The sequence below is a fragment of the Solirubrobacter deserti genome (assembly GCF_027587175.1).
In the GTDB taxonomy this organism is placed as follows: Bacteria; Actinomycetota; Thermoleophilia; order Solirubrobacterales; family Solirubrobacteraceae; genus Solirubrobacter; species Solirubrobacter deserti.
This window is the reverse complement of the sequence record NZ_JAPCID010000001.1, coordinates 112,507-132,690: the sequence shown is the minus strand read 5'-3', so window position 1 is coordinate 132,690 and position 20,184 is coordinate 112,507. Positions and strand designations below refer to the sequence as shown.

The following is a 20,184-nucleotide window of genomic DNA, read 5'->3' as shown; positions in this document are numbered from 1 at the left end:
TGCGGGTTCACGCAGCCGGACTATACGGACGCGGCCGCGCGTTCACGCCGCATCGCGGCGCCGAGCAAGCCGGTGAGGATCAGCGCGCAGCCGACGAGCTGCAGCGCGGACGGCTCCTGCGAGAGCAGCGCCGCGCCCAGCGCGACCGACCCGATCGGCTGAATCGTGAGGATCAGCGAGGTGACCGCCGCCGGCAGGCGCGGCAGCGACACCGTGATCAGCATCCAGCCCAGGAACTGCGACGTCAGCGCGAGCAGGATCAGCCAGCCCGCGCTGGGCCACACGGGCGCGAGGTCGTCGGTGCCGATCACGAGCCCGAGGGCGAGCGAGCAGACCGTGGCCACCACCGACATGTCGAACAGTGCCCCGCCGGGCCGGCGCAGATCCATCGAGCCCTGGCGCTGGACGAGCAGGAACGCGGCGTAGGCGATCCCGGTCGCGACGCCCAGCAGCGCGCCGCGCGCCGGGTTGGCGCCGTATGCGCCCTCCTCCAGGGCGCCGCTGACCAGCACCACGCCCAGGCAGACCGGGGGCAGCGCCAGCAGGATCGACTTCGGGACCTTCTCGCCGAGGACCGCCAGCGCGACGAACGGCACGATCACGACCTGCAGGTTGCCGAGCACGGTCGCCAGGCCGGCGCCGACGTCCTCGATCGCGTAGTGCCAGACGACGATGTCGACGGCGAACAGCGCGCCCGCGGCGGCTGCCAGCCAGCGCTCACGCGGCGTGCGCGGACCGTACCGGCGATGCTCGTACCAGGCGATCAGCCCCAGCGGCGGGAGCGCGTAGGCGCAGCGCCACAGCGCGGCGGAGACGGGCGAGACGTCGGCGAGGTCGACGAGGATGGCGCTGAACGCGATCGTCAGCGCGCCGAGGACGCCCGCGAGCGCGGGCCGCTCGATCACCCGGCGATGCACGCCGTTCCGTGGCGCTCGAAGCCCAGCCGGGCGTAGACGCGGGCGGCGTCCTCGCCAGCCGAGAGGAAGACGATGTCCGCCGCGGCGTCCTCGACGAGCCGCGCCGTGAGCGCGCCCGCGATCCCGCGCCGGCGCGCTTCGGGGACGGTGGCGACGCCGACGATCTCGGTCACGTCCGCGACGGGCTGGTGCTGGCCGACCGCCACGACGTCCTCGCCGATGGTCGCGATCGCCATCCGCGTGATGCCGCTCGCCAGGCGCTCGCGCAGGAAGTCCACGCGGTCCCCGACGTCCTCGCCCGATCCGCCGAAGCCGCGGTCCTGGGCCGCGACGGCGGCGCTCAGCAGCGGATCGTCCGCCTCGATCATGCGGACGGTCACGCCCTCCGGCGCGGCGGCAGGAACGGCGCCGCGCAGCACCATCAGCGGTGCCTGCATCACGTCCAAGGGCATCACGGCGAGCAGCGACGGCGTCGTGTCGTGCACCCACTCGAACGCCTCGGGCACGCCGAGCTCGCGCTGCCGCGCGCGGACGGCCTCGACCTCGGCGCCGGTGAACGCGTGCTCCAGCCCGAGCCGCGGCCGCGCGTAGTACGGCCACGCGCCGGTCGGCACGAACAGCGTGAACGGCCCGATCTCCTCCGCCCGTGCGGCGCTGCGCGGCACCGCGTCGTAGTAGGCCTCGATCCGCTCGAGCATCAGTGCACGAAGCAGGCCGTGCCGCAGCGGCGGAAGCCGAGGCGCTCGTACACGCGCGCGACGTCATCGTCGGCGGCGCTGAGGAACACGGTCTCGATGCCGCGGTCGAGCGCGTGCTCGACCAGGAACGCGGTGACCGCGCCGCCCAGGCCCTGTCGGCGGACCGCCGGAAGCGTCGCCACGCCGACGATCTCCGCCACCGCGTCCACCGGCCGCAGCGTCCCGACCGCGACCGGGCCGGACTCGTTCTCGGCCACGGCGGTCACGCTCGTCCCGCGGCGGAAGCGCTCGCGCAGGTAGTCGAGCCGGGCGGCGTCCTGCTCGCGCGCGGCGGCGTCGCGCTCGGTGATCGCCTGCGGGCCGGGCGCGGTGCCGGCCGCGGCGAAGCCGACCTGCTCGACGCCGAGCGCGGCGGCGAGCGCTGCGTCGTCGGCGTCGAGCAGGCGCAGGCCCATGCTCTCGGGTGCCTCAAGCGGCCGCCACGCCGCGCGGTCCAGGACCAGCAGCGGCACCTCGATCACCTCCGCGTCGACCGCGTCGCGCAGCGTCGGGGCCGTCTCGTGCACCCACTCGAACATGTGCGGCACGCGCAGCTCCGCCTGGCGGGCACGGACGGCCGCGACGTCCTCGCGGGTGAACGTCTGCTCGCCCTCACCCACGCGCGGCCGCGCGTAGTACGGCCACGGCGCGCGCGAGACGAACAGCGTGAACGGGCCCACCTCCTCGACGCGGGCCGCGCTGCGCGGCGCCGCGTCGAGGAACGCGTCGATCGCGGCTAGCTCACTCAGCGGAGGACCCGGCGGCGATCTTGCGCAGGTTGAGCGCCTTGTCCAGGGTCTCCTCGTCCACGCCGTGCTTGCGCGCGACCTCGCGCAGGGTGCCGCCGTTCTCCGCGGCGTCCTTGACGATGTCGGCGGCCTTGTCGTAGCCGATGAACGGGTTCAGCGCGGTGGCGACGGCGAGCGTGCCCTCCGCGGAGGCCTCGAGCCCCGCGTGGTTGGGCTCGATCCCGTCGACGCACTTCTCCGCGAAGATTTTCGACGTCGTCGAGAGCAGGTGGATCGACTGCAGCAGGTTGCGGGCGATCAGCGGGATCCGGACGTTGAGCTCGAACTGGCCCTGCAGACCGCCGATCGTGATCGCGGTGTCGTTGCCGATCACCTGCGCCGACACCTGCAGCACGACCTCCGGGATGACCGGGTTGACCTTGCCCGGCATGATCGAGGAGCCCTTCTGCAGCTCGGGCAGGAAGATCTCGCCGATGCCGACGCGCGGGCCCGAGCCCATCAGCGCGAGGTCGCCGGCGATCTTGGTGAGCGACACCGCGATCACCTTCAGCGCGCCGGACAGCTCGACGAGCGCGTCGCGGTTGCCCTGGGCCTCGAACGGGTCCTCAGGAGCGGAGATGGTGAGCCCCGTCTCCGCTGAGAGCTTCTCGCGGACCTTGGCCGCGAAGTCGGGATGCGTGTTCAGGCCGGTGCCCGTGGCGGTGCCGCCGAGCGGGATCTGCGCGACCTGGGGCAGCGCGTTCTCGACGCGCTTGCGACCGAGGCGGATCTGCGCCGCGTAGCCCGAGAACTCCTGGCCGAGCGTGACCGGGACGGCGTCCATCAGGTGCGTGCGGCCGGATTTGACGAGGTCCTTGAACGCCTCGGCCTTGGCGGCGAAGGAATCCTCCAGCTGCTGCAGCGCGGGGAGCAGCGTGTTCGTCGCCTCGTCCAGCGCGGCGAGGTGCACGGCGGACGGGAACACGTCGTTGGAGCTCTGCCCCATGTTCACGTGGTCGTTGCGGTGCGCGCCCGAGAGCGTCGCGATGACCTCGTTGGCGTTCATGTTCGAGCTCGTGCCGGAGCCCGTCTGGAAGACGTCGACCGGGAACTGGTCATCGTGCTTGCCCTGCGCGATCTCGTCCCCGGCGGCCGCGATCTTGTCCGCCAGCTCCTGGTCGAGCAGACCGAGCTCCGCGTTCACGCGGGCGGCGTTGCCCTTGATGCGGCCGAGCCAGCGCACGACCGGCAACGGGACGCGTTCTCCCGAAACGGGGAAGTTCGCGACAGCCTTGGTGGTCTCGCCGCCCCACAGCTCCGTCGGGGTGTCCTGCACGCTCATGGGCTCCTCCGCGTCATCAACCGGTTGCGAACCCTTACGCTAGCGCTGCTTTGACCATGCCACATTCGCCAGTCGGGGCCCACGGCCGGGTGACCTCCACGGGAGGGATCGCCCCGGGCCGCACGGGCGAGGTCATGGTCTCGATCCGCGGAGGCGTGGAAGCGTTCCTCGCGCGCGATGCCGACAACGGGACGGTCGCCCCTTACACGGAGATCGTCGTCGTCGACTACGTGCCACCCCGGCTCGTGGTCGTCACCCCCCTCAACCAGGAGTCCTGACGTGTCTCCCACGCTCATCGTGATCATCGCCGCAGTGGTGCTCGTGCCGCTGATTTTCGCGATCCTCTTCAAAGTGCTGTGGAGGGTCCCGGCGGCCGACGAGGCGCTGATCGTCACCGGGCTCGGCGTCAAGGGCCGCGCCGTCGGCGACCGGATCTTCAAGATCATCACGGGCGGCGGCGCATTCGTCGTGCCCGTCCTGCAGAAGGCCCAGTACCTCGGCATGCAGGCCGACAAGGCGCTGCTGGAGGTGGAGGGCGTGGACTCGCAGAAGATCCCGGTCGGCGTCCGCGGCGTCGCGATCTTCAAGGTCGGGGACGACGAGGCGTCGATCACCAACGCCGGCGTGCGCTTCCTCGAGGCCCAGTCGGGCCAGATGCACGACCTCGTCCGCGAGGTCTTCCACGGCCACCTGCGCTCGATCATCGGCTCGATGTCGGTCGAGGACCTGATCGCCAACCGCAACGAGCTCGCGCAGTCCACGCGGGACGCGTCCGCCGACGAGATGCAGAAGCTCGGCCTCGTCATCGACTCGCTGCAGATCCAGGAGATCATCGACCCGACGGGCTACATCCGCGCGCTCGGCGAGCCGCGGGCGGCGGAGGTCAAGATGCAGGCGCGCATCGCGCAGGCCGCCGCCGACCGCGAGGCGACCGAGCGCGAGCAGGAGGCGGAGGCGCTGAAGGCCGCCGCCCGGCGCGACAGCGAGATCAAGCGCGCCGCCTACCAGGCCGAGATCGACAAGCAGGCCGCGCAGTCCGCCCAGGCCGGCCCGCTGGCGGACGCCGAGGCGCGCAAGCAGGTCGTCGTGCAGGAGACCGCGGTGGCCGAGCTCGAGGCCGAGCGCGAGGAGAAGCGCCTGAACACGCAGATCCGCAAGCCGGCCGACGCCTCGGCCTACGAGAAGCAGGTGCAGGCCGAGGCCGAGCGCGCCGCGCGCATCTCGATCGCGGAGGCGCAGGCGCGCGAGGTCGAGCTCGCGGCGGTGGCCAAGGCCAAGCAGATCGAGCAGATCGGCGCCTCCGAGGCGCGCGTCACGACCCAGCGCGGCGTGGCCGAGGCGGAAGCGACCAAGGCCCGCGGCGAGGCCGAGGGCGCGTCGATCCGGGCCAAGGGCCTGGCCGAGGCCGAGGCGATCGCCAAGCGCGCGGAGGCGCTCGAGAAGGAAGCTGACGCCGTCATCGGCCAGCAGATCGCCGAGCAGCTTCCGGACATCGTGCGCGCCGCCTCCGAGTCCTTCAAGCATGTCGACAACCTGACCGTGCTCAACGGCGCCCAGGGCATCAGCGAGATCATCGCGCAGGTGATCGGGCAGGCCGGCCCGGCGCTGGAGATGGCGCAGGGCGCGCTCGCCCGCACGCGCGCGACCAACGTCAAGGGCAACGGCGCCGGGCCCGTGGCGAAGGAGGACCCCAAGCCCTAGTGCGGCCGTGGATGCTGATCGCCGGCGTCGTCGTGCTCGCCCTCGCGGCCGGCGCCGGCGAACGGCTGCTCGACGGGGAGCGCTGCGTCGCCCCGCCCGAGCTCTACGGCGACCCGCCGGCGGGCTACCGCTACGTGGCGCAGCGCTCGTTGGCCGACGACGCCCGCGAGGTGCGCCGCACGGGCTCGCGCGTGACGGGTTACCTCGCCGCCGTCCGGGTCCCGGACGGGGAGGAAGAGGACCTCGACGCCGTGGGCGAGCGCGCGGCGCCGGGGGACGTCGTCAGCCGCGGTGAGATCGACGGCCGCGCCGTCGCGCGGCTCGCGCCGGAGAACGGCGGGCGGATCGTCATGGGCTTCAAGGCCTGTCACCTCGTTCAGGCCGGTTCGGCCGACCCGCGCATGGCCGAGGAGGTCGCGCGGACGGTGTTCGGCGGCTAGCTGAACTTCACGCCGAGCGGAGCGGGACGGGGCAGCCGGATCAGGACGCTGTCGTGGTCCAGGCGCGCGATGCACACGCCCTTGTAGCCGGGGCGAGCGCCGAGCGTGACGCGCGGCGTGATCGTTCGGCTGCGCACCGTCACGGATGCCTTCATCACCCCGTGGCACGCGTCGCGGCTGAACTGGACGAGCACGCTGCGCCGGTCCGGCATCAGCATCATGCCCTCCCGGGGCGCGCGCCGGGGGTCGGCGGTCCGCTTCGGGTCGGGCCGTGAAGGCGCAACGACCGGCACCGCGTTGGTGTGGATCGTCCAGCCCGCGGGCGGTTGCAGCTCGACCCGGCGGGCGGGCGCGCAGCCCTTGACACGCATCCCCCACAGCGTGATCGGGCGCGCGCCGTTGCGCGTCGGCCCGATCGTGGCGTGGTCGTAGCGCACGCAGGCGCGGCTGAGGTCGCCGAGCGCGATCCGGCCGCGCTCGAAGCCGATCCGGCCGAACGTCTCGACGTCGAGCTTTGGCCCGGTCGTGCCGACCGTGACCGTCACCCCGCGGGACACGCGCGCCCCGGGCTTGATCGACTGGCTGGCGACGCGCCCGGCCGCCGCGGGCCGGAACCGGCCGTCACGCCATTCGAGGCGCAGCCCGCTCTCGGGCCGTAGGCCGGCGGTACGCAGCTGCGCCGAGGCCTCCGCGACGGTCAGGCCGCGCAGGTCGGGGACGTGGACGCTGGGAGGCGGGAGGTCGATCATCTCGACCTCACTACGCCCGATGCGCCCGGCGCATCACACGCTGGCGACGTCCACGTTGCGCTCGGGCGTGACCTCGTGCGGGTCCAGCTCCTCGTGGCAGTGCGAGCACACGAGCAGCGGGTCCGCCTCGTGGCCGCACGTGTTGTGGCGCAGCACGACCGGCGGGCACTCGCCAGAGAGGTGGCGGTCGCCCCAGCGCATCAGCGCGACGATCGCGGGGTACAGATCACGGCCCGCCTCGGTCAGGCGGTAGTCGTGGCGCGGCGGCTCCTCCTGGTAGAGGCGGCGCTCGAGGATGCCGTGCGCGACGAGCGTCTGCAGGCGGGTGGACAGGATGTTGCGCGCGATCCCGAGATTGCGCTGCATGTCGCTGAACCGGCGCACGCCGTAGAACGCCTCGCGCAGGATGAGGAACGTCCAGCGCTCTCCGAGGATGTCCATCGCGCGGCCGATCGAGCAGCTGACGGGGCGATCCAGCTCATACATCGTGAGGAAAACGGTAGCGATCACATGTGCCCGCGCTTGCCCGGTGTCCGTCCGCGGGCACCCGTAGGGTGTTGGGAATGACGTCCCTGGTCGCGCCGTACGCCTTGCCCTCCGCGCGTGGAGTGGTGGCGAACCACCTGCGTGCGGGCTTGTCGACGGGCGCGCTGCACGAGCAGCGCGGGGACTGGCCGGCGCTCGTGGAGGCCGCGCGGGACTTCTCAGGTGCGGCGGTGGAGCTGGCGGCGCTGAGCGAGCGTGAGCTGCCGGGTCTGGCGGCCTTCCTGGACGAGGATCCGTGGCTGCCGTTCCGCTTCGTCAGCGTGCATGCGCCAACCAAGCACCTCGAGTTGGGCGACCGTGCGCTGGCCGCCGCGCTGTCCGAGCTGCCGCCGGTGGTGGACGCGATCGTCCTGCACCCGGACACGCTGGCCGATCCCTCGGCCTACCGCGCGCTGGGGCGCCGCGCCGTCATTGAAAACATGGACGCGCGCAAGGGCGCGGGCACGACGGTGGCGGAGCTTCGAGCGATGTTCGAGCGGCTGCCGGAGGCCGGGTTCTGCCTCGATGTCGCGCACGTCTGGTCGCTGGATCCGACGATGGCGCTGGGTCACGAGCTGCTGGACGCGTTCCGGCTGCGGCTCACCCACGTACACGTCAGCTCGGTGACGGCCGCGTGCGAGCACGTGCCGCTCACGGCCGCGCACGAGGAGCTGTTCTGCGAAGTGCTCGAGCGCTGCGTGGACGTGCCCTGGATTCTCGAGGCCGTGTGAGTTGAAGGCGGACCTCGCCGCGGGCGAGGCGCTGAGGGAGCTCGGGCGCCACACGGGCGCGCAGTTCCCCAACCTGGCCGCCGCCCGCGCCAGGACGGCGGCCGAACTGGAGGGCCGCCGCGCGGCGGTGGCCGAGATCGCGCTGCCGGCGGGCAGCGCGCTGTGCCTGATGGGCTCGTGGGGACGGCACGAGGTGGTCGAGGGCTCCGACGACGACTGGCTGCTGCTGGTCGAGGACGAGACGGTCGGCCTGTCGCGGACGGCGGAGATCACGCGCGCGCTCGGGGTCGAGCCGGGCGTCGAGGGCGTGTTCGGCCGGGCCGCAAGCTGGCGGCACCTGATCGACCGGATCGGGCTCGACCGCGACGACAACAAGAACCTGACGCGCCGGATCCTGCTGCTGCTCGAGTCCCAGCCGCTGACGGGCGCGGACGTGTATGACCGCGTGCGGCGGGAGTTGATCGGCGGCTACGTCAACGAGTGGGTGCGGGACCGGACCGTCCCGCGCTTCTTCCTCAACGACGTCGTCCGCTACTGGCGCACGATCTGCGTCGACTTCGCGGGCAAGGAGCGCGAGCGCGGCGGCTCGGGCTGGGGGCTGCGCAACGCCAAGCTGCGCAACTCGCGCAAGGTGCTGTTCGCTTCGGGCCTGCTGCCGCTGCTGCTGTGCGAGTCCTTCGGCCGGGCGGACATGGCCCGCTTCCTGTTCGAGCAGTTCAGCGCACCGGCGACCGATCGCCTCGCCTACGCCTTTCTCGTCGCGGGCGCGGCCGATTCGGGCGCCCGCGCACTGGGCGCCTACGACCACTTCCTGGAAATCATCGGCGACCCCGAGTGCCGCGCACACCTGAAGAGCCTGCGCCGCGAAGACGCCAAGCGCTCGTCCACGTTCATGGACGCACGCCGCGCCGGCGAGCAGCTGCAGGACGCGCTGCTCGGCCTGCTGTTCGAGACGCCGCGCTTCCGGCAGGTCGCCCGCGCCTACAGCGTGTTCTAGGCGCACAACGCGGTCAGCGCAGCGCGAGCTGCGCGCCCACGCCGTCGCCGGCGAGCGCGGGCCGGGGCCGCACGTGTCGGCGAGGAAGCCGGCGAGCACGTCCCGGCCTCGCGGTGCGCGATCCGCGGCGTCGGGATGGTGGTACAGCCGCAGCTTCACCGCGGCGACAGTTAACCTCGCCGGGCGTGGGAGTCGCCAGCACCCTTCGTCGCGAGGACGCGCGCCTGCTCGCCGGGCGGGGTCAGTTCCTCGACGACGTGCCGCTGCCGGGCGCGCTGCACATGGCGTTCGTGCGCTCGCCGCACGCCCACGCCCGCTTGAACCTGAAGGGGTCAGGCGCCTTCATCTTCACCGCGGCCGATGTCGCCGGGCACGTCGCGCCGGCGCAGATCGTGCCGCCGCCCGGGCTCACGGTGGAGCCGGTGCCGCACCCGGTGCTCGCGGACGGCGTGGTGCGGTACGTCGGGCAGCCGGTCGCGGCGGTCGTGGCCGAGAGCCGCGCGGCCGCGGAGGATCTGGCCGAGTCGGTCGAGGTGGAGTACGAGCCGCTGCCGGCGGTGGTCGACCCGCGCGCCGGCGACACCATGGCGCGCTGGGAGAAGCGCGAGGGGGACGTCGCGGGTGCGTTCGCGCGGGCGGCGCACGTGGTCCGGACCGAGCGGGTGATCCCGCGGCTGGCGGCCGTGCCGATGGAGCCGCGCGGGGCGCTCGCGGTCGAGGAGGACGGACGGCTCACGGTGTGGTCGTCCTCGCAGAGCGCGCACCGGCCGCGCGCGCAGCTCGCGCAGAGCCTGGGGCGCGACGAGGCGTCGATCCGCGTGATCGTCCCGGATGTCGGCGGTGCGTTCGGCTCGAAGGGGACGCTGCCGGTGGAGACGCCGCTGGTGGCGTTCGCGGCGTCCCGACTCGGGCGGCCGGTGCGCTGGACCGAGGATCGCTACGAGAACTTCCTGTCGGCGCCGCAGGGACGCGGGGTCCGTGGCTGGGTGGAGCTCGGTTTCGACGACGAAGGTCGCATCCTGGCGCTGCGCGGCCGCGTGCTCGCGGACCTCGGGGCCTACCTGCTGCCGAGCACGCCGATGCCGCCGCACACGACGGCGATGCTGCTCGCCGGGGGCTACGACATCCCGGCCGTCGAGGTGATCGTCACCGGCGCGCGCACCCACAAGGTCCCGACCGCGCCCTACCGCGGCGCCGGCCGCCCCGAGGCCAGCTACCTGATCGAGACCGCGCTGGACGAGGCCGCCCGCCGGCTCGGGCTGGACCCGCTGGCGCTGCGGCGGAGGAACCTCGTGCGGTCGTTCCCGCACCGGACCGCGCTCGGGTGGACGTACGACTCGGGCGCCTTCGAGGCGTGCCTGGACCGCGCGGTCGACTTGATCGGCGACGTTGAGCCGCAGGAACCGGGCGTGCTCGTCGGCGTCGGCTTCGCGCTCGCGGTCGAGCGCTCCGGCGGGCTGCACGAGCACGCGTCCGTGACCCGGGAGGGCGACGAGGTCGTCGTGCGCGCCGGCTCGGTGCCGTCCGGCCAAGGCCACGAGACGCTGTTCGCGCAGCTCGCGGCGGAGCGGCTCGGCGTCGATCCGGCCATGGTGCGCGTGATCACCGGCGACAGCGACGCGCTCGCGCAGGGCGTGGGCTCGTTCGCCAGCCGCACGGCGACGATGGGCGGCAACGCCGTGGTGGCCGCGGCTGACGACCTGCTGGCCGGTGGGCCGGGCGTCGCGCGCTTCGAGTCCGACCAGGTCTTCACCTCCGGCGCGTACGCGGCGGTCGTCGAGGTCGTGCGCGCGACGGGGGAGGTGCGGCTGCGACGGCTGGTCGCCGTCGACGACGCCGGCCGCATCCTGCACCCGCGGCTCGCCGAAGGGCAGGTGATCGGCGGCGCGGTCCAGGGCCTCGGCGCGATGCTGAGCGAGGAGGTCGTGCACGACGCGTCCGGGCAACCGGTCAGCGCCTCCCTGCTCGACTACGCGCTGCCCACCGCGGCCGAGATCCCGGAGTTCGCGACGGCGTTCGTCGAGTCCCCGTCGCCGCTGAACCCGCTCGGCGTCAAGGGCATCGGTGAGAGCGGCACGATCGGCGCTCCGCCCGCGATCGCCAACGCACTCGCCGCCGCGATCGGCCGCCACCTCGACCCGCCCTACACGGCCCAGCGCGTGTGGGAGGCGTTGCGATGAAGTGGGACGACCTCCTCGCCCAGCGGCAATGGCGCGACGACGACGGCAACCTCAATCGGCTCGAAGAGGTGGACGACGACGACGGCTTCGCCGTCTACCGCCGCAACGGCACCAGCCATGACGTCCGGCGCCCGCGCGCCGTCGACCCGCGCGGCTTCGAGCCGCGGTCCGAGTTCGCGGTCGAGCTCCGCGCCTTCGACGCCGAGGTCGTCGAGGACGAGGCGCCCGCCGCGCCCAGCCGCGCCCGGCTCGTGGCGGCCGGCGTCGCGGCGGCCGGCCTGGCGTGGCTGGCGACGCGGAGGCGCGGGTGAAGCCGGCGCCGTTCGAGTACGTCGCCGTGGACTCGTGGGACGCGGCGCTGGAGGCGCTCACCGACGGCGCTCGCGTGCTCGCGGGCGGCCAGAGCCTCGTACCGCTGCTCAACCTGCGGCTCGTGCGGCCCGCCCGGCTCGTGGACGTCACCCCGATCGTCGGCCTGATCCGCCGCACGGACGGCGTGCTGCGCATCGACGCGACGGTGCGTCAGGCAACGCTCGAACGCTCGCGGATCGTCGCCGCTCACTGGCCGTTGCTGGCCCAGGCCGTGCGCCACGTCGGCCACCCGGCGACCCGCTCGCGCGGAACGGTCGGCGGCTCCGTCGCGCACGCCGACCCGCGCGCCGAGCTCGTCTGCGCGCTCACCGCGCTGGACGCCCGCTACGAGACCATGGCCCGCACGCTCGTGGAGCGGACGGTGCGGGACACCGTCTCCGCGACTCGGACCGGCCCGCCCACCCTCGGCCCGGGCGAGCTCCTCACCGGCATCGTGATCCCGCCACTCCCACCGGGAGCCAAGACCGCGTTCGCCGAGCACGCCCGCACGCACGGCTCGTTCGCCGAAGCGGCGGCGGCCGTCGTGCTGGCCGAGGAACACGCGGCGATCGCGATCCTCGGCGCGGGCCGCGCCACGGCCGCCGAACGCGCGCTGCTGGACGGCGCGAGCGCCGCCGAGGCCGCCGCGCTGGCGGCCGACCTCGTCGACGGCGACCACCCGCGTGCCCTCGTGACCGAGCTCACCCGCCGCGCCCTCGTCGAGGCGGGCCGCGCATGAGCGGCTTCGGCGACCCGCCGCCCGACCTCGACCGCCCGGGCTTCGGCACGGCGCCCGCGCCCGCGCCCGCCCCGGACTCGCCGCCCGCGCCCGCCCCCGGCGACGCTCTGGCCCCCCACGCGGCCTCGCCGGCCCGCCCTGCGCGCATCTCCGTACGCGTCAACGGCCGGCTCCACGAGGCCGAGGTCGAGCCGCGCACGCTCCTGTCGGACTTCCTGCGCCACGAGCTCGGGCTCACCGGGACCAAGGTCGGGTGCGAGCACGGGGCGTGCGGCGCGTGCACGGTCCAGCTCGACGGTGAGCCCGTGCGGGCGTGCCTGACGTTCGCGATCCAGGTCGACCAGGCGCACATCACGACGATCGAGGGCCTGGAGGCGACCGAGCTCAAACTCGCCTTCCACCAGCATCACGCGCTGCAGTGCGGGTTCTGCACGGCGGGCTTCCTGCTCACCCTCGACGCGTACCTCGCCGAGCACCCGGAGCCCACCGAGGACGAGCTCAAAGTCGCGCTGGCGGGCAACCTGTGCCGCTGCACGGGCTACGCGCCGATCATCCAGGCGGTGCTGAACCGATGAAGCTGCGGTCCAAGTACGACCGTGAGATCCTCCTGCTCGGCCTGCCCGCGCTCGGCGCGCTCGCGTCCGAGCCGCTGTACGTCCTCGTGGACACGGCGATCGTCGGGCATCTCGGCACGACGCAGCTCGCCTCGCTCGCGATCGCGGCCACGGTCCTGAGCACGGCGTTCACGATCTTCAACTTCCTCACCTACGGCACGACCGCGCAGGTCGCCCGCCTGCACGGCGCCGGACGCAACGCCGCCGCCGCCGGGCTCGGATCGCAGGCGCTGTGGCTCGCCCTCGCGATCGGGCTCGTCCTGTTCGCGGTCCTCGAGCTCACAGCGCCTGCCGTGGTGAGCCTCATGGGCGGGGAGGGCGAGGTCAAGGACGGGGCGGTGACCTACCTGCGGATCGCCGCGCTCGGCGCGCCGCTGTTCATGCTGGCCTCGGCGGCGCAGGGCTTCCTGCGCGGGATGGGCGATCTCAAGACGCCGCTGTACATCCTGGTCGCCGCCCACGCGACCAACGTCGTGCTCGAGCTGCTGTTCGTGTACGGGTTCGGGTGGGGCCTCGCGGGCTCGGCGTGGGGCACGGTGATCGCCCAGTTCGGGATGGCCGCGGGGTTCTTCGTGGTCCAGTACCGGGCAGGGCTGGAGCGTCCGCACCCGGACAAGATGCGGCCGCTGATGCGGATCGGGTCCGAGATCGCGGTGCGGACGACCGCGCTGACGGGCTCGTTCCTGGTCGGCAGCGCGGTGCTTGCGCGGATCGGGGCGGCGTCGCTGGGCGCGCATCAGATCGCGTTCCAGCTGTGGGTGTTCCTCGCGCTCGTGCTCGACGCGGTCGCGATCGCCGGCCAGGTGATGGTCGGCCGGATGCTCGGCGCCTCCGACCCGGACGGGGCACGAGCGGCCGCCACGCGCATGATCGGGTGGTCGGTGCTGATCGGCGGGTGCTTCGGCCTGATCCTGCTCGGGCTCGGCGGCACGGTCCCGGGCCTGTTCACCGACGACCCGGCGGTGATCGACCAGGCCGAGCAGATCTGGTGGATCTTCGCCCTCACGATGCCGTTCAACGGCGCGGTGTTCGCGCTCGACGGCATCCTGATCGGCGCCGGCGACACGCGCTTCCTGATGTGGGGGATGCTGGCGGCGGCCGCCGTCTACATCCCGATCGTGCTGCTCACGCTGCACAACGACTGGGGCATCGTCGGCGTCTGGTGGGGACTGGCCGCGTTGATCGCCGTTCGTCTAGTTACGTGCGGCGGAAGGTTCCTCGGGTCACATTGGGCGTTGACAGGCGCGCCCGCTTGACTACCCTGTCGGCGCCCATGACGCGAAGCATCGCCCTCATCTCAACTGCGCTCGTCCTCGCCTTCGCCGCACCGGCGGGAGCCCAATCGGGCGCCTTCGGGCCGCTGCCGGCGGCCGAGCCGACGGCGACGCCCACGCCGACCCCGATCGCCTCCGACAACGGCGAGACGAGCCTCGCGCTGATCGCCATCATCGGCGGCGCGCTGATCGTCGGCTTCGGGATCATGGGCTTCTTCATCATGCGCGACGCCCGCAGCGCGGCGCCGAAGGTCGTGGCCGCCGGCCCGGCGCTCGACGAGCCCGCCACCGGCGCCCGCAAGCCGCACACCGCGGCCGCCAAGAAGAAGATGCGCGCGAAGACCAAGGCGCAGAAGCAGGCCCGCAAGGCCCACCGGCGCTAGGCGAGCCGCGCCTCCACCGCCGCGATCACCGTCTTGAGGACGGCGACGCGCGCGTAGCGCTTCGAGTCGGCGGGGATCAGCGACCACGGCGCCCACTCGCTGGACGTCCGCGAGACCATCTCCTCGACCGCGGCCTCGTACTCGGCGCGTTTGCCGCGATTGCGCCAGTCCTCGTCGGTCAGCTTCCAGGCCTTCAGCGGGTCCTGCTCGCGCGCCTTGAAGCGCTTGAGCTGCTCGGCGTCGGAGATGTGCAGGAAGACCTTGACGAGAATCATCCCGTCGTCGCACAGCGCGCGCTCGAAGTCGTTGATCTCGCGATAGGCCCGCTGCCACTCGTCCTGGCGGGCGAAGCCCTCGACGCGCTCCACCAGCACCCGCCCGTACCAGGAGCGGTCGAGCACGGCCATCCCACCTCGGCCCGGCAACGCGTCGCTGAAGCGCAGCAGATACTGGTGGCGCTTCTCGTCGGGCGTCGGCGCGGCGTACTGCTTCACGCGCACATGCCGCGGGTCCAGGTGGTCGACGAGCCGCTTGATCGCGCCGCCCTTGCCGGACGCGTCCCAGCCCTCGAACAGGACGCAGAGGGGCGGACCCACCGAGTCGGCGGTCTGGCCGCCCAGCTGGAGCCGCAGGGTCAACAGCCGCTCCTGGGCGGCCTCGAGCTGCTCGGCTTCTTCGGCCTTCGACAGCGTCAGCGACAGATCCAGGTCCGACAGGGCACTCATCCAGGCCTCACCACCAATCCGGGCTCGATTCGCAACACGTCGGGCAAGTCGTCGATCGGCCGCTGGAACCCCTCGAAGCGCGCCAGCCCGCGGTAGTCGAAGAAGCGCACGACCTCCCCGCGGCGCACGAAGATCAACAGGTCCCGGTCGACGGTGTCGATCCCGGTCCACTCCTGCCCGAGCCGGCGCGAGATCTCCTCGCGCGGCGTGTCGGGGAGCACGAGCAGGCCGCGGTCCCACGGGAAGTTCGCGAACGACCGCAGCGACAGCTCGCCGCCGCCCTCCTGCGAGAGCCGCGCGACCTCCAGCGTGAACTGCTCGGCCAGCAGGTTGTCGGACTGGAAGTTGTCCTCGTCGCGCGTGAAGTACACCAGCCCGGCGAGCAGCGCCAGGAACAGCAGCAGCCCGCCACCGACCAGCGCGATCCCTCGTCCCATCGTCACGGGTTCGAACCTACCGCGCGGCCTAGACTCTCACACCAGTGCCGCCCCATCGTCCCCTGCCCGAGAACGTGTCCTTCCCCGAGCTCGAGGAGAAGGTCCTCGAGCGCTGGCGCGAGCTGGACGTCTACAACGAGTCGCTCAAGCGTCGCGAGGGCGCGCCGCCGTACGTCTTCTACGAGGGCCCGCCGACCGCCAACGGCAAGCCCGGGTCCCACCACGTGCTGGCGCGCGTGTTCAAGGACATCTTCCCGCGCTTCAAGACCATGCGCGGCTTCTACTCGTACCGCAAGGGCGGCTGGGACTGCCACGGCCTGCCGGTCGAGATCGCCGTCCAGCAGCAGCTCGGCATCGACAACAAGAAGCAGATCGAGGAGTACGGCATCGCGGAGTTCAACGCGAAGTGCCGTGAGTCGGTCTTCGAGTACCTCGAGGACTGGACGAAGCTGACCGAGCGGATCGGCTACTGGGTCGATCTGGACGACCCGTACCGCACGCTGGACACCGACTACATCGAGTCGGTCTGGTGGGCGCTCGGCCAGCTGTGGCAGAAGGACCTGCTCTACGAAGGCTTCAAGGTCGTCCCGTACTGCCCGAAGGACGGCACGGCGCTGTCCTCCCACGAAGTCAGCCAGGGCTACGAGGACGTCGAGGACCCGAGCGTCTTCGTCCGCTACCCGATCAACCAGCCGCACGGCGTGCTGCGCGAGGGCGACGAGCTGCTCGTCTGGACCACCACGCCCTGGACGCTGGTCTCCAACGCCGCCGTCGCCGTCGACCCCGAGCTCACCTACGTGCGCACCGCCAATGGCGAGGTCCTCGCCGAGGCGCTCGTCACGAGGGTGATCGGCGAGGAAGCGCAGGTCGTGGACCGCTTCAAGGGCGCGGACATGGTCGGCGCCGGCTACGAGCCGCCGTTCCCGTACATCCCCGCGTCCGAGTACGGCGAGAAGGGCCACACCGTGCTGCCCGCGGACTTCGTGTCCGCCGAAGACGGCACCGGCATCGTCCACACCGCGATCGCGTTCGGCGAGGACGACTTCCGGCTCGGCGCCGAGCAGGGCCTGGCCGTCATCAACCCCGTGCGCGCCGACGGCACCTACGACGAGCGCATCGGCCCGTACGAGGGGCGCTTCGTCAAGGAAGCGGACGACGACCTGATCGAGGACCTGCGCTCCCGCGGCCGTCTGTTCCGCGCGGAGAAGCTCTTCCACGCCTATCCGCACTGCTGGCGCTGCGGCACGCCGCTGCTCTACTACGCCAAGCCGTCCTGGTACATCAAGACCTCGCAGCTGCGCGACCGCCTGCTCGCGGCCAACGAGAGCGTCGATTGGCACCCGGAGCACATCAAGTCCGGGCGCATGGGTCGCTGGCTGGAGAACAACGTGGACTGGGCGCTGTCGCGTGAGCGCTACTGGGGTACGCCGCTGCCGATCTGGCGCAACGAGGCCGGCGAGACGGTCTGCGTCGGCTCGTTCGCGGAGCTCAAGGAGCTGTCCGGCGTCGAACTGGACGACCCGCACCGCCCGTTCGTCGACGACGTGGAGATCCCGTCGCCCACCGGTGGCGAGCCGTTGCGTCGCGTCCCCGAGGTGATCGACGTCTGGTTCGACTCGGGCTCGATGCCGTTCGCCCAGTGGCACGCGCCGTTCGAGAACCAGGAGAAGTTCGAGGAGCAGTTCCCCGCGCACTACATCTGCGAGGGCATCGACCAGACGCGCGGCTGGTTCTACTCCCTGCTGGCGATCAGCACGCTGCTGTTCGACCGCTCCAGCTACGAGACGTGCCTGAGCCTCGGCCACATCGCCGACGAGACCGGCAAGAAGATGTCCAAGTCCCTCGGCAACATCGTGGTGCCGTGGGACGTCATCGACCGCCACGGCGCGGACGCCTTCCGCTGGTACTTCCTGGCCACGAAGCTGCCGTGGGAGGGCTACAACTTCAACACGGACACGGTCGGCGAGTCGCTGCGCCAGTTCCTGCTCCAGCTCTGGAACACGTACGGCTTCTACGTGCTGTACGCGAACGTCAACGACGTCGCCCGCGAGGACGTCCCGCCCGCCAACGACCTGGACCGCTGGGTGCTCTCGCGTCTCGCCGCCACGGTCGAGACCGTCACCGACCGGCTCGAGCACTACGACGCCACGCGCGCCGGCCAGACGATCCAGGCCTTCGTCGACGACCTCTCGAACTGGTACGTGCGCCGCTCGCGCCGGCGCTTCTGGGACGGCGACCCGGCCGCGTTCGCCACGCTGCGCCGCGCCCTCGTCACCGTCACGCAGCTGCTGGCGCCGTTCACGCCGTTCATCGCCGACGAGATCTATGACAACCTCGACGGCTCCGAGCCGAGCGTCCACCTCACCGACTGGCCCGAGCCGGGCGAGCGCGACGAGGCGCTGGAGTTCGCGATGGCGACCGTGCGCGAGACCGTCCGCCTCGGCCTCGCCGCCCGCGGCCAGGCCAAGCTGAAGGTGCGCCAGCCGCTGCGCGCCGCGGTCGTGGTGGCCTCGGGCGCCGAGCGTGAGGCGATCGAGCGCCTGCAGGACCTCGCGCTGGACGAGCTCAACGTCAAGGCGCTGCGCTACGTCTCCCAGGCCGACGAGCTCGGCTCCTACGAGGTCAAGCCGAACTACCGCGCGCTCGGCCCGCGCTTCGGCAAGCACATGAAGCTCGTCGCGTCCGCCGTGGCGGCGCTCGATCCCGCGCACGTCGCGACGGCGCTGCGCGGCGGCACGACGGTCGCGATCAACGTCGACGGGCACGACCACGAGCTCGGCGCCGACGATCTGATGCTGGCGATGAGCCCGCTCGAGGGCTACCAGCTCGAGCGCGAGGGCTCGCACGCCGTCGCGCTGGAGCTCGAGCTCGACGACGAGCTGCGCCGCGAGGGCCTCGCGCGCGAGATCGTCCACGCGATCCAGAATGCCCGCAAGTCCGCCGGCCTGCAGGTCGAGGACCGCATCCACCTCGGCCTCGGCGGCGACGAGGAACTGCTGGCCGCCGCCCGCGAGCACGAGGAATACGTCAAGCGCGAGACGCTGGCACTCTCGGCGGAGTTCAACGGCGCGGGCGCCGTCGAACCGGTGAAGATCGAGGGCCGTCCGCTGCACATCGTCGTCGAGCGCGCGTAGCGGACGAATATTTAGGTTCTCCTGCGCGGGTGGGCCGCAATACTGGCCACATGCGTACTGTGTTCGCCGCCGCGGCGGCGCTTCTCATCGCCGTCCCGGCGGTCGCGGAGGCCAAGGCGCCGCCTAAGTCGGTGGCGGGCGTCAAGATCAGCTGGCCCAAGCAGAGCGAGGTCTCGCCGGGCGGCGAGCTCTCCGTCAAGGTCCGTTCCGACAAGCGCCGCGCGCAGCTCGCGTTCCTCTCGGCCACGCCGGGCGCCAAGCGCGTGCTGCTGGCCCGCAAGACGCTGCGCAACGGCACCTTCACCGTGACGGTGCCGACCGCCGCTGACGCGCGGTACGAGCTGCGGATCACGGTCGCGGGCCGTCGCTACTCGAGCACGATCAGCACGCCGTCCGCACCCGCACCGGCCACGCCGCCGGCCCCCGCCGCAGCGACGCCGCAGGCTCCGGACTGCGCGGAGCCGTCGACGAGCGTCGAGCTGCGGTTGCAGGCGACGACCGTGGCGCCTGGCGGCCGGTTGCCCTACCAACTCGTCAACCTGAGCTCGACGTGCCACATGCACACCGGTTCCGCTTTCACGCTGGAACGCCGGCAACCGGACGGCACCTGGGCATCCGCGGAGCTGCCGTACGCCTTCACGATGGTGGGGTTCATCGTCCCGCCGCTCGGCACGTTCGACAAGGGCGTCCAGGTTCCGGCCGACTTCGCGCCCGGGACCTACCGGGTGGTGGATTTCCAGACGGCGACGTTCGAGGTCGTCGCGCCATACTGAGCGCATGCGCGCCACGCTCATCACCGTCGTCGTCCTGCTGGCGGCGGGGATGCCTGCACACGCGGCGAGCGTCGACGTGACGTGGCCGGATCAGCGCACCTACGCGCCGGGCGACCAGATCCGGGTGGCCGTCAAGGCCGAGCGGGCCGTGCGGGTCGCCGTCGTCCGGACGACGGCGAAGGGGAAGGTGATGGCCGTCGTCAAGCGCCGCACGCTCGAGCGCGGCGCGCTGTGGACGACGCTGCCACGCGCGGGCACCTATCAGGTGCGGGTGGAGCGGCGCACGCGCACGCTCACGGTCGTCGCGCCCGACACCCCGGTCTCGTCCCCGGCCGCACCGCCGCCGAGCGCGCCGCCCGTGTTCCCGATCGACTGCATGCACGCGACGTCCCCGGCGGTCGAGGTGCGCCTCGGCGCGCCCACCGTCAGGCGCGGCGAGCAGCTGCCGTACACGATCGTGAACACCAGCGACACGTGCATCACCGGTGGTGCGAGCTACGCGCTCGAGCACCAGCGCCCGGACGGCACGTGGGCGCCGGCGCCGTGGCAGCTGCTGTTCCCGATGTACGCGGTGATGATCCCGCCGGGCGAGAAGTACGCGAAGACGGTCAGGGTGCCGGCGGACGCGCCGCTCGGCACCTACCGGTTGATCGAGAACGCCGGCTTCACGGAGCCGACGTTCGAAGTCGTCGCCTGACCGCCGGCTC

At 72.4% G+C, this 20,184-nt stretch carries 22 protein-coding genes; 14 read left to right on the top strand and 8 right to left on the bottom strand.

Features of this window, described 5'->3' with window-relative positions; translation table 11 throughout:
- Positions 1-20 precede the first annotated feature (20 nt).
- The 4 genes from OJ962_RS00630 to OJ962_RS00615 all read right to left on the bottom strand — a co-directional run bounded on the left by OJ962_RS00630 (position 21) and on the right by OJ962_RS00615 (position 3,724).
- Positions 21-905 carry a DMT family transporter gene (locus OJ962_RS00630; RefSeq protein WP_270006121.1) on the bottom strand — a complete coding sequence of 295 codons (885 nt, stop codon included), beginning with the start codon at positions 903-905 and terminating at the stop codon, positions 21-23.
- Complete coding sequence (locus OJ962_RS00625; RefSeq protein ID WP_202954728.1) at positions 902-1,615, bottom strand: GNAT family N-acetyltransferase; 714 nt, start codon at positions 1,613-1,615, stop codon at positions 902-904. Before OJ962_RS00625 ends, OJ962_RS00630 begins: the two co-directional genes overlap by 4 nt.
- Entirely contained in the window at positions 1,615-2,334 is a 720-nt protein-coding gene (locus OJ962_RS00620) for a GNAT family N-acetyltransferase (RefSeq protein WP_202954729.1), read from the bottom strand. Before OJ962_RS00620 ends, OJ962_RS00625 begins: the two co-directional genes overlap by 1 nt.
- Positions 2,335-2,395: 61 nt before the next feature.
- Positions 2,396-3,724, bottom strand: coding sequence for a class II fumarate hydratase (locus tag OJ962_RS00615; protein WP_202954730.1), 1,329 nt, complete (start codon positions 3,722-3,724; stop codon positions 2,396-2,398).
- An 89-nt stretch (positions 3,725-3,813) separates the two neighbouring features.
- Between OJ962_RS00615 and OJ962_RS00610 the strand changes: the two genes are divergently transcribed.
- The 3 genes from OJ962_RS00610 to OJ962_RS00600 are packed head-to-tail and all read left to right on the top strand — an operon-like array spanning position 3,814 to position 5,865.
- Positions 3,814-4,002, top strand: coding sequence for a hypothetical protein (locus OJ962_RS00610; RefSeq protein WP_202954731.1), 189 nt, complete (start codon positions 3,814-3,816; stop codon positions 4,000-4,002).
- 1 nt (position 4,003) lies between these two features.
- Entirely contained in the window at positions 4,004-5,425 is a 1,422-nt protein-coding gene (locus OJ962_RS00605; protein ID WP_202954732.1) for a flotillin family protein, read from the top strand.
- A gap of 11 nt (positions 5,426-5,436) precedes the next feature.
- Entirely contained in the window at positions 5,437-5,865 is a 429-nt protein-coding gene (locus OJ962_RS00600; protein ID WP_270006120.1) for a hypothetical protein, read from the top strand.
- Here the strand turns inward: OJ962_RS00600 and OJ962_RS00595 are convergent.
- Together OJ962_RS00595 and OJ962_RS00590 are read right to left on the bottom strand one after the other, a co-directional pair.
- Positions 5,862-6,614, bottom strand: coding sequence for a PASTA domain-containing protein (locus OJ962_RS00595; protein ID WP_202954734.1), 753 nt, complete (start codon positions 6,612-6,614; stop codon positions 5,862-5,864). The two genes, OJ962_RS00600 and OJ962_RS00595, sit on opposite strands and share 4 nt — an antisense overlap.
- Positions 6,615-6,647: 33 nt before the next feature.
- Positions 6,648-7,100, bottom strand: coding sequence for a winged helix-turn-helix transcriptional regulator (locus tag OJ962_RS00590; protein ID WP_202954735.1), 453 nt, complete (start codon positions 7,098-7,100; stop codon positions 6,648-6,650).
- A gap of 77 nt (positions 7,101-7,177) precedes the next feature.
- Here OJ962_RS00590 and OJ962_RS00585 point away from each other — a divergent pair, with 77 nt between their 5' ends.
- The 8 genes from OJ962_RS00585 (at position 7,178) to OJ962_RS00550 (ending at position 14,408) form a co-directional block, all read left to right on the top strand.
- Positions 7,178-7,870 carry an apurinic/apyrimidinic endonuclease family protein gene (locus tag OJ962_RS00585; RefSeq protein WP_202954736.1) on the top strand — a complete coding sequence of 231 codons (693 nt, stop codon included), beginning with the start codon at positions 7,178-7,180 and terminating at the stop codon, positions 7,868-7,870.
- A gap of 1 nt (position 7,871) precedes the next feature.
- Positions 7,872-8,867, top strand: coding sequence for a DUF294 nucleotidyltransferase-like domain-containing protein (locus OJ962_RS00580; protein WP_202954737.1), 996 nt, complete (start codon positions 7,872-7,874; stop codon positions 8,865-8,867).
- Positions 8,868-9,052: 185 nt separating this feature from the next.
- Positions 9,053-11,047 carry a xanthine dehydrogenase family protein molybdopterin-binding subunit gene (locus tag OJ962_RS00575; RefSeq protein ID WP_202954738.1) on the top strand — a complete coding sequence of 665 codons (1,995 nt, stop codon included), beginning with the start codon at positions 9,053-9,055 and terminating at the stop codon, positions 11,045-11,047.
- Positions 11,044-11,358, top strand: a complete 315-nt coding sequence (locus OJ962_RS00570; protein WP_202954739.1) for a hypothetical protein — start codon at positions 11,044-11,046, stop codon at positions 11,356-11,358. Before OJ962_RS00575 ends, OJ962_RS00570 begins: the two co-directional genes overlap by 4 nt.
- A complete protein-coding gene (locus OJ962_RS00565) occupies positions 11,355-12,137 on the top strand; it encodes an FAD binding domain-containing protein (RefSeq protein WP_270006119.1) in 783 nt (260 codons plus the stop codon). Before OJ962_RS00570 ends, OJ962_RS00565 begins: the two co-directional genes overlap by 4 nt.
- Before the next feature lie 107 nt (positions 12,138-12,244).
- Positions 12,245-12,712 (top strand): (2Fe-2S)-binding protein, encoded by a 468-nt coding sequence (locus OJ962_RS00560; protein ID WP_407697474.1) that lies wholly within the window; start codon positions 12,245-12,247, stop codon positions 12,710-12,712.
- A complete protein-coding gene (locus OJ962_RS00555) occupies positions 12,709-14,007 on the top strand; it encodes an MATE family efflux transporter (RefSeq protein ID WP_202954742.1) in 1,299 nt (432 codons plus the stop codon). The genes OJ962_RS00560 and OJ962_RS00555 overlap by 4 nt, the downstream gene beginning before the upstream one ends.
- A 17-nt stretch (positions 14,008-14,024) precedes the next feature.
- Positions 14,025-14,408 (top strand): hypothetical protein, encoded by a 384-nt coding sequence (locus OJ962_RS00550; protein WP_202954743.1) that lies wholly within the window; start codon positions 14,025-14,027, stop codon positions 14,406-14,408.
- Here the strand turns inward: OJ962_RS00550 and OJ962_RS00545 are convergent.
- Complete coding sequence (locus OJ962_RS00545; RefSeq protein WP_202954744.1) at positions 14,405-15,133, bottom strand: polyphosphate kinase 2 family protein; 729 nt, start codon at positions 15,131-15,133, stop codon at positions 14,405-14,407. The two genes, OJ962_RS00550 and OJ962_RS00545, sit on opposite strands and share 4 nt — an antisense overlap.
- Entirely contained in the window at positions 15,130-15,576 is a 447-nt protein-coding gene (locus tag OJ962_RS00540; protein ID WP_202954745.1) for a hypothetical protein, read from the bottom strand. The genes OJ962_RS00545 and OJ962_RS00540 overlap by 4 nt, the downstream gene beginning before the upstream one ends.
- A 38-nt stretch (positions 15,577-15,614) precedes the next feature.
- On the opposite strand from OJ962_RS00540, the gene ileS reads away from it, so the two are divergent.
- Genes ileS through OJ962_RS00525 form a run of 3 tightly spaced genes read left to right on the top strand, consistent with a single transcriptional unit; the run spans position 15,615 to position 20,174 of the window.
- Positions 15,615-18,704, top strand: a complete 3,090-nt coding sequence (ileS, locus tag OJ962_RS00535; RefSeq protein ID WP_202954746.1) for an isoleucine--tRNA ligase — start codon at positions 15,615-15,617, stop codon at positions 18,702-18,704.
- Between the two features lie 50 nt (positions 18,705-18,754).
- Complete coding sequence (locus OJ962_RS00530) at positions 18,755-19,477, top strand: immunoglobulin-like domain-containing protein (RefSeq protein ID WP_202954747.1); 723 nt, start codon at positions 18,755-18,757, stop codon at positions 19,475-19,477.
- Between the two features lie 4 nt (positions 19,478-19,481).
- Positions 19,482-20,174: an immunoglobulin-like domain-containing protein gene (locus OJ962_RS00525; protein ID WP_202954748.1), complete on the top strand. Its 693-nt coding sequence runs from the start codon at positions 19,482-19,484 to the stop codon at positions 20,172-20,174.
- Positions 20,175-20,184 lie beyond the last annotated feature (10 nt).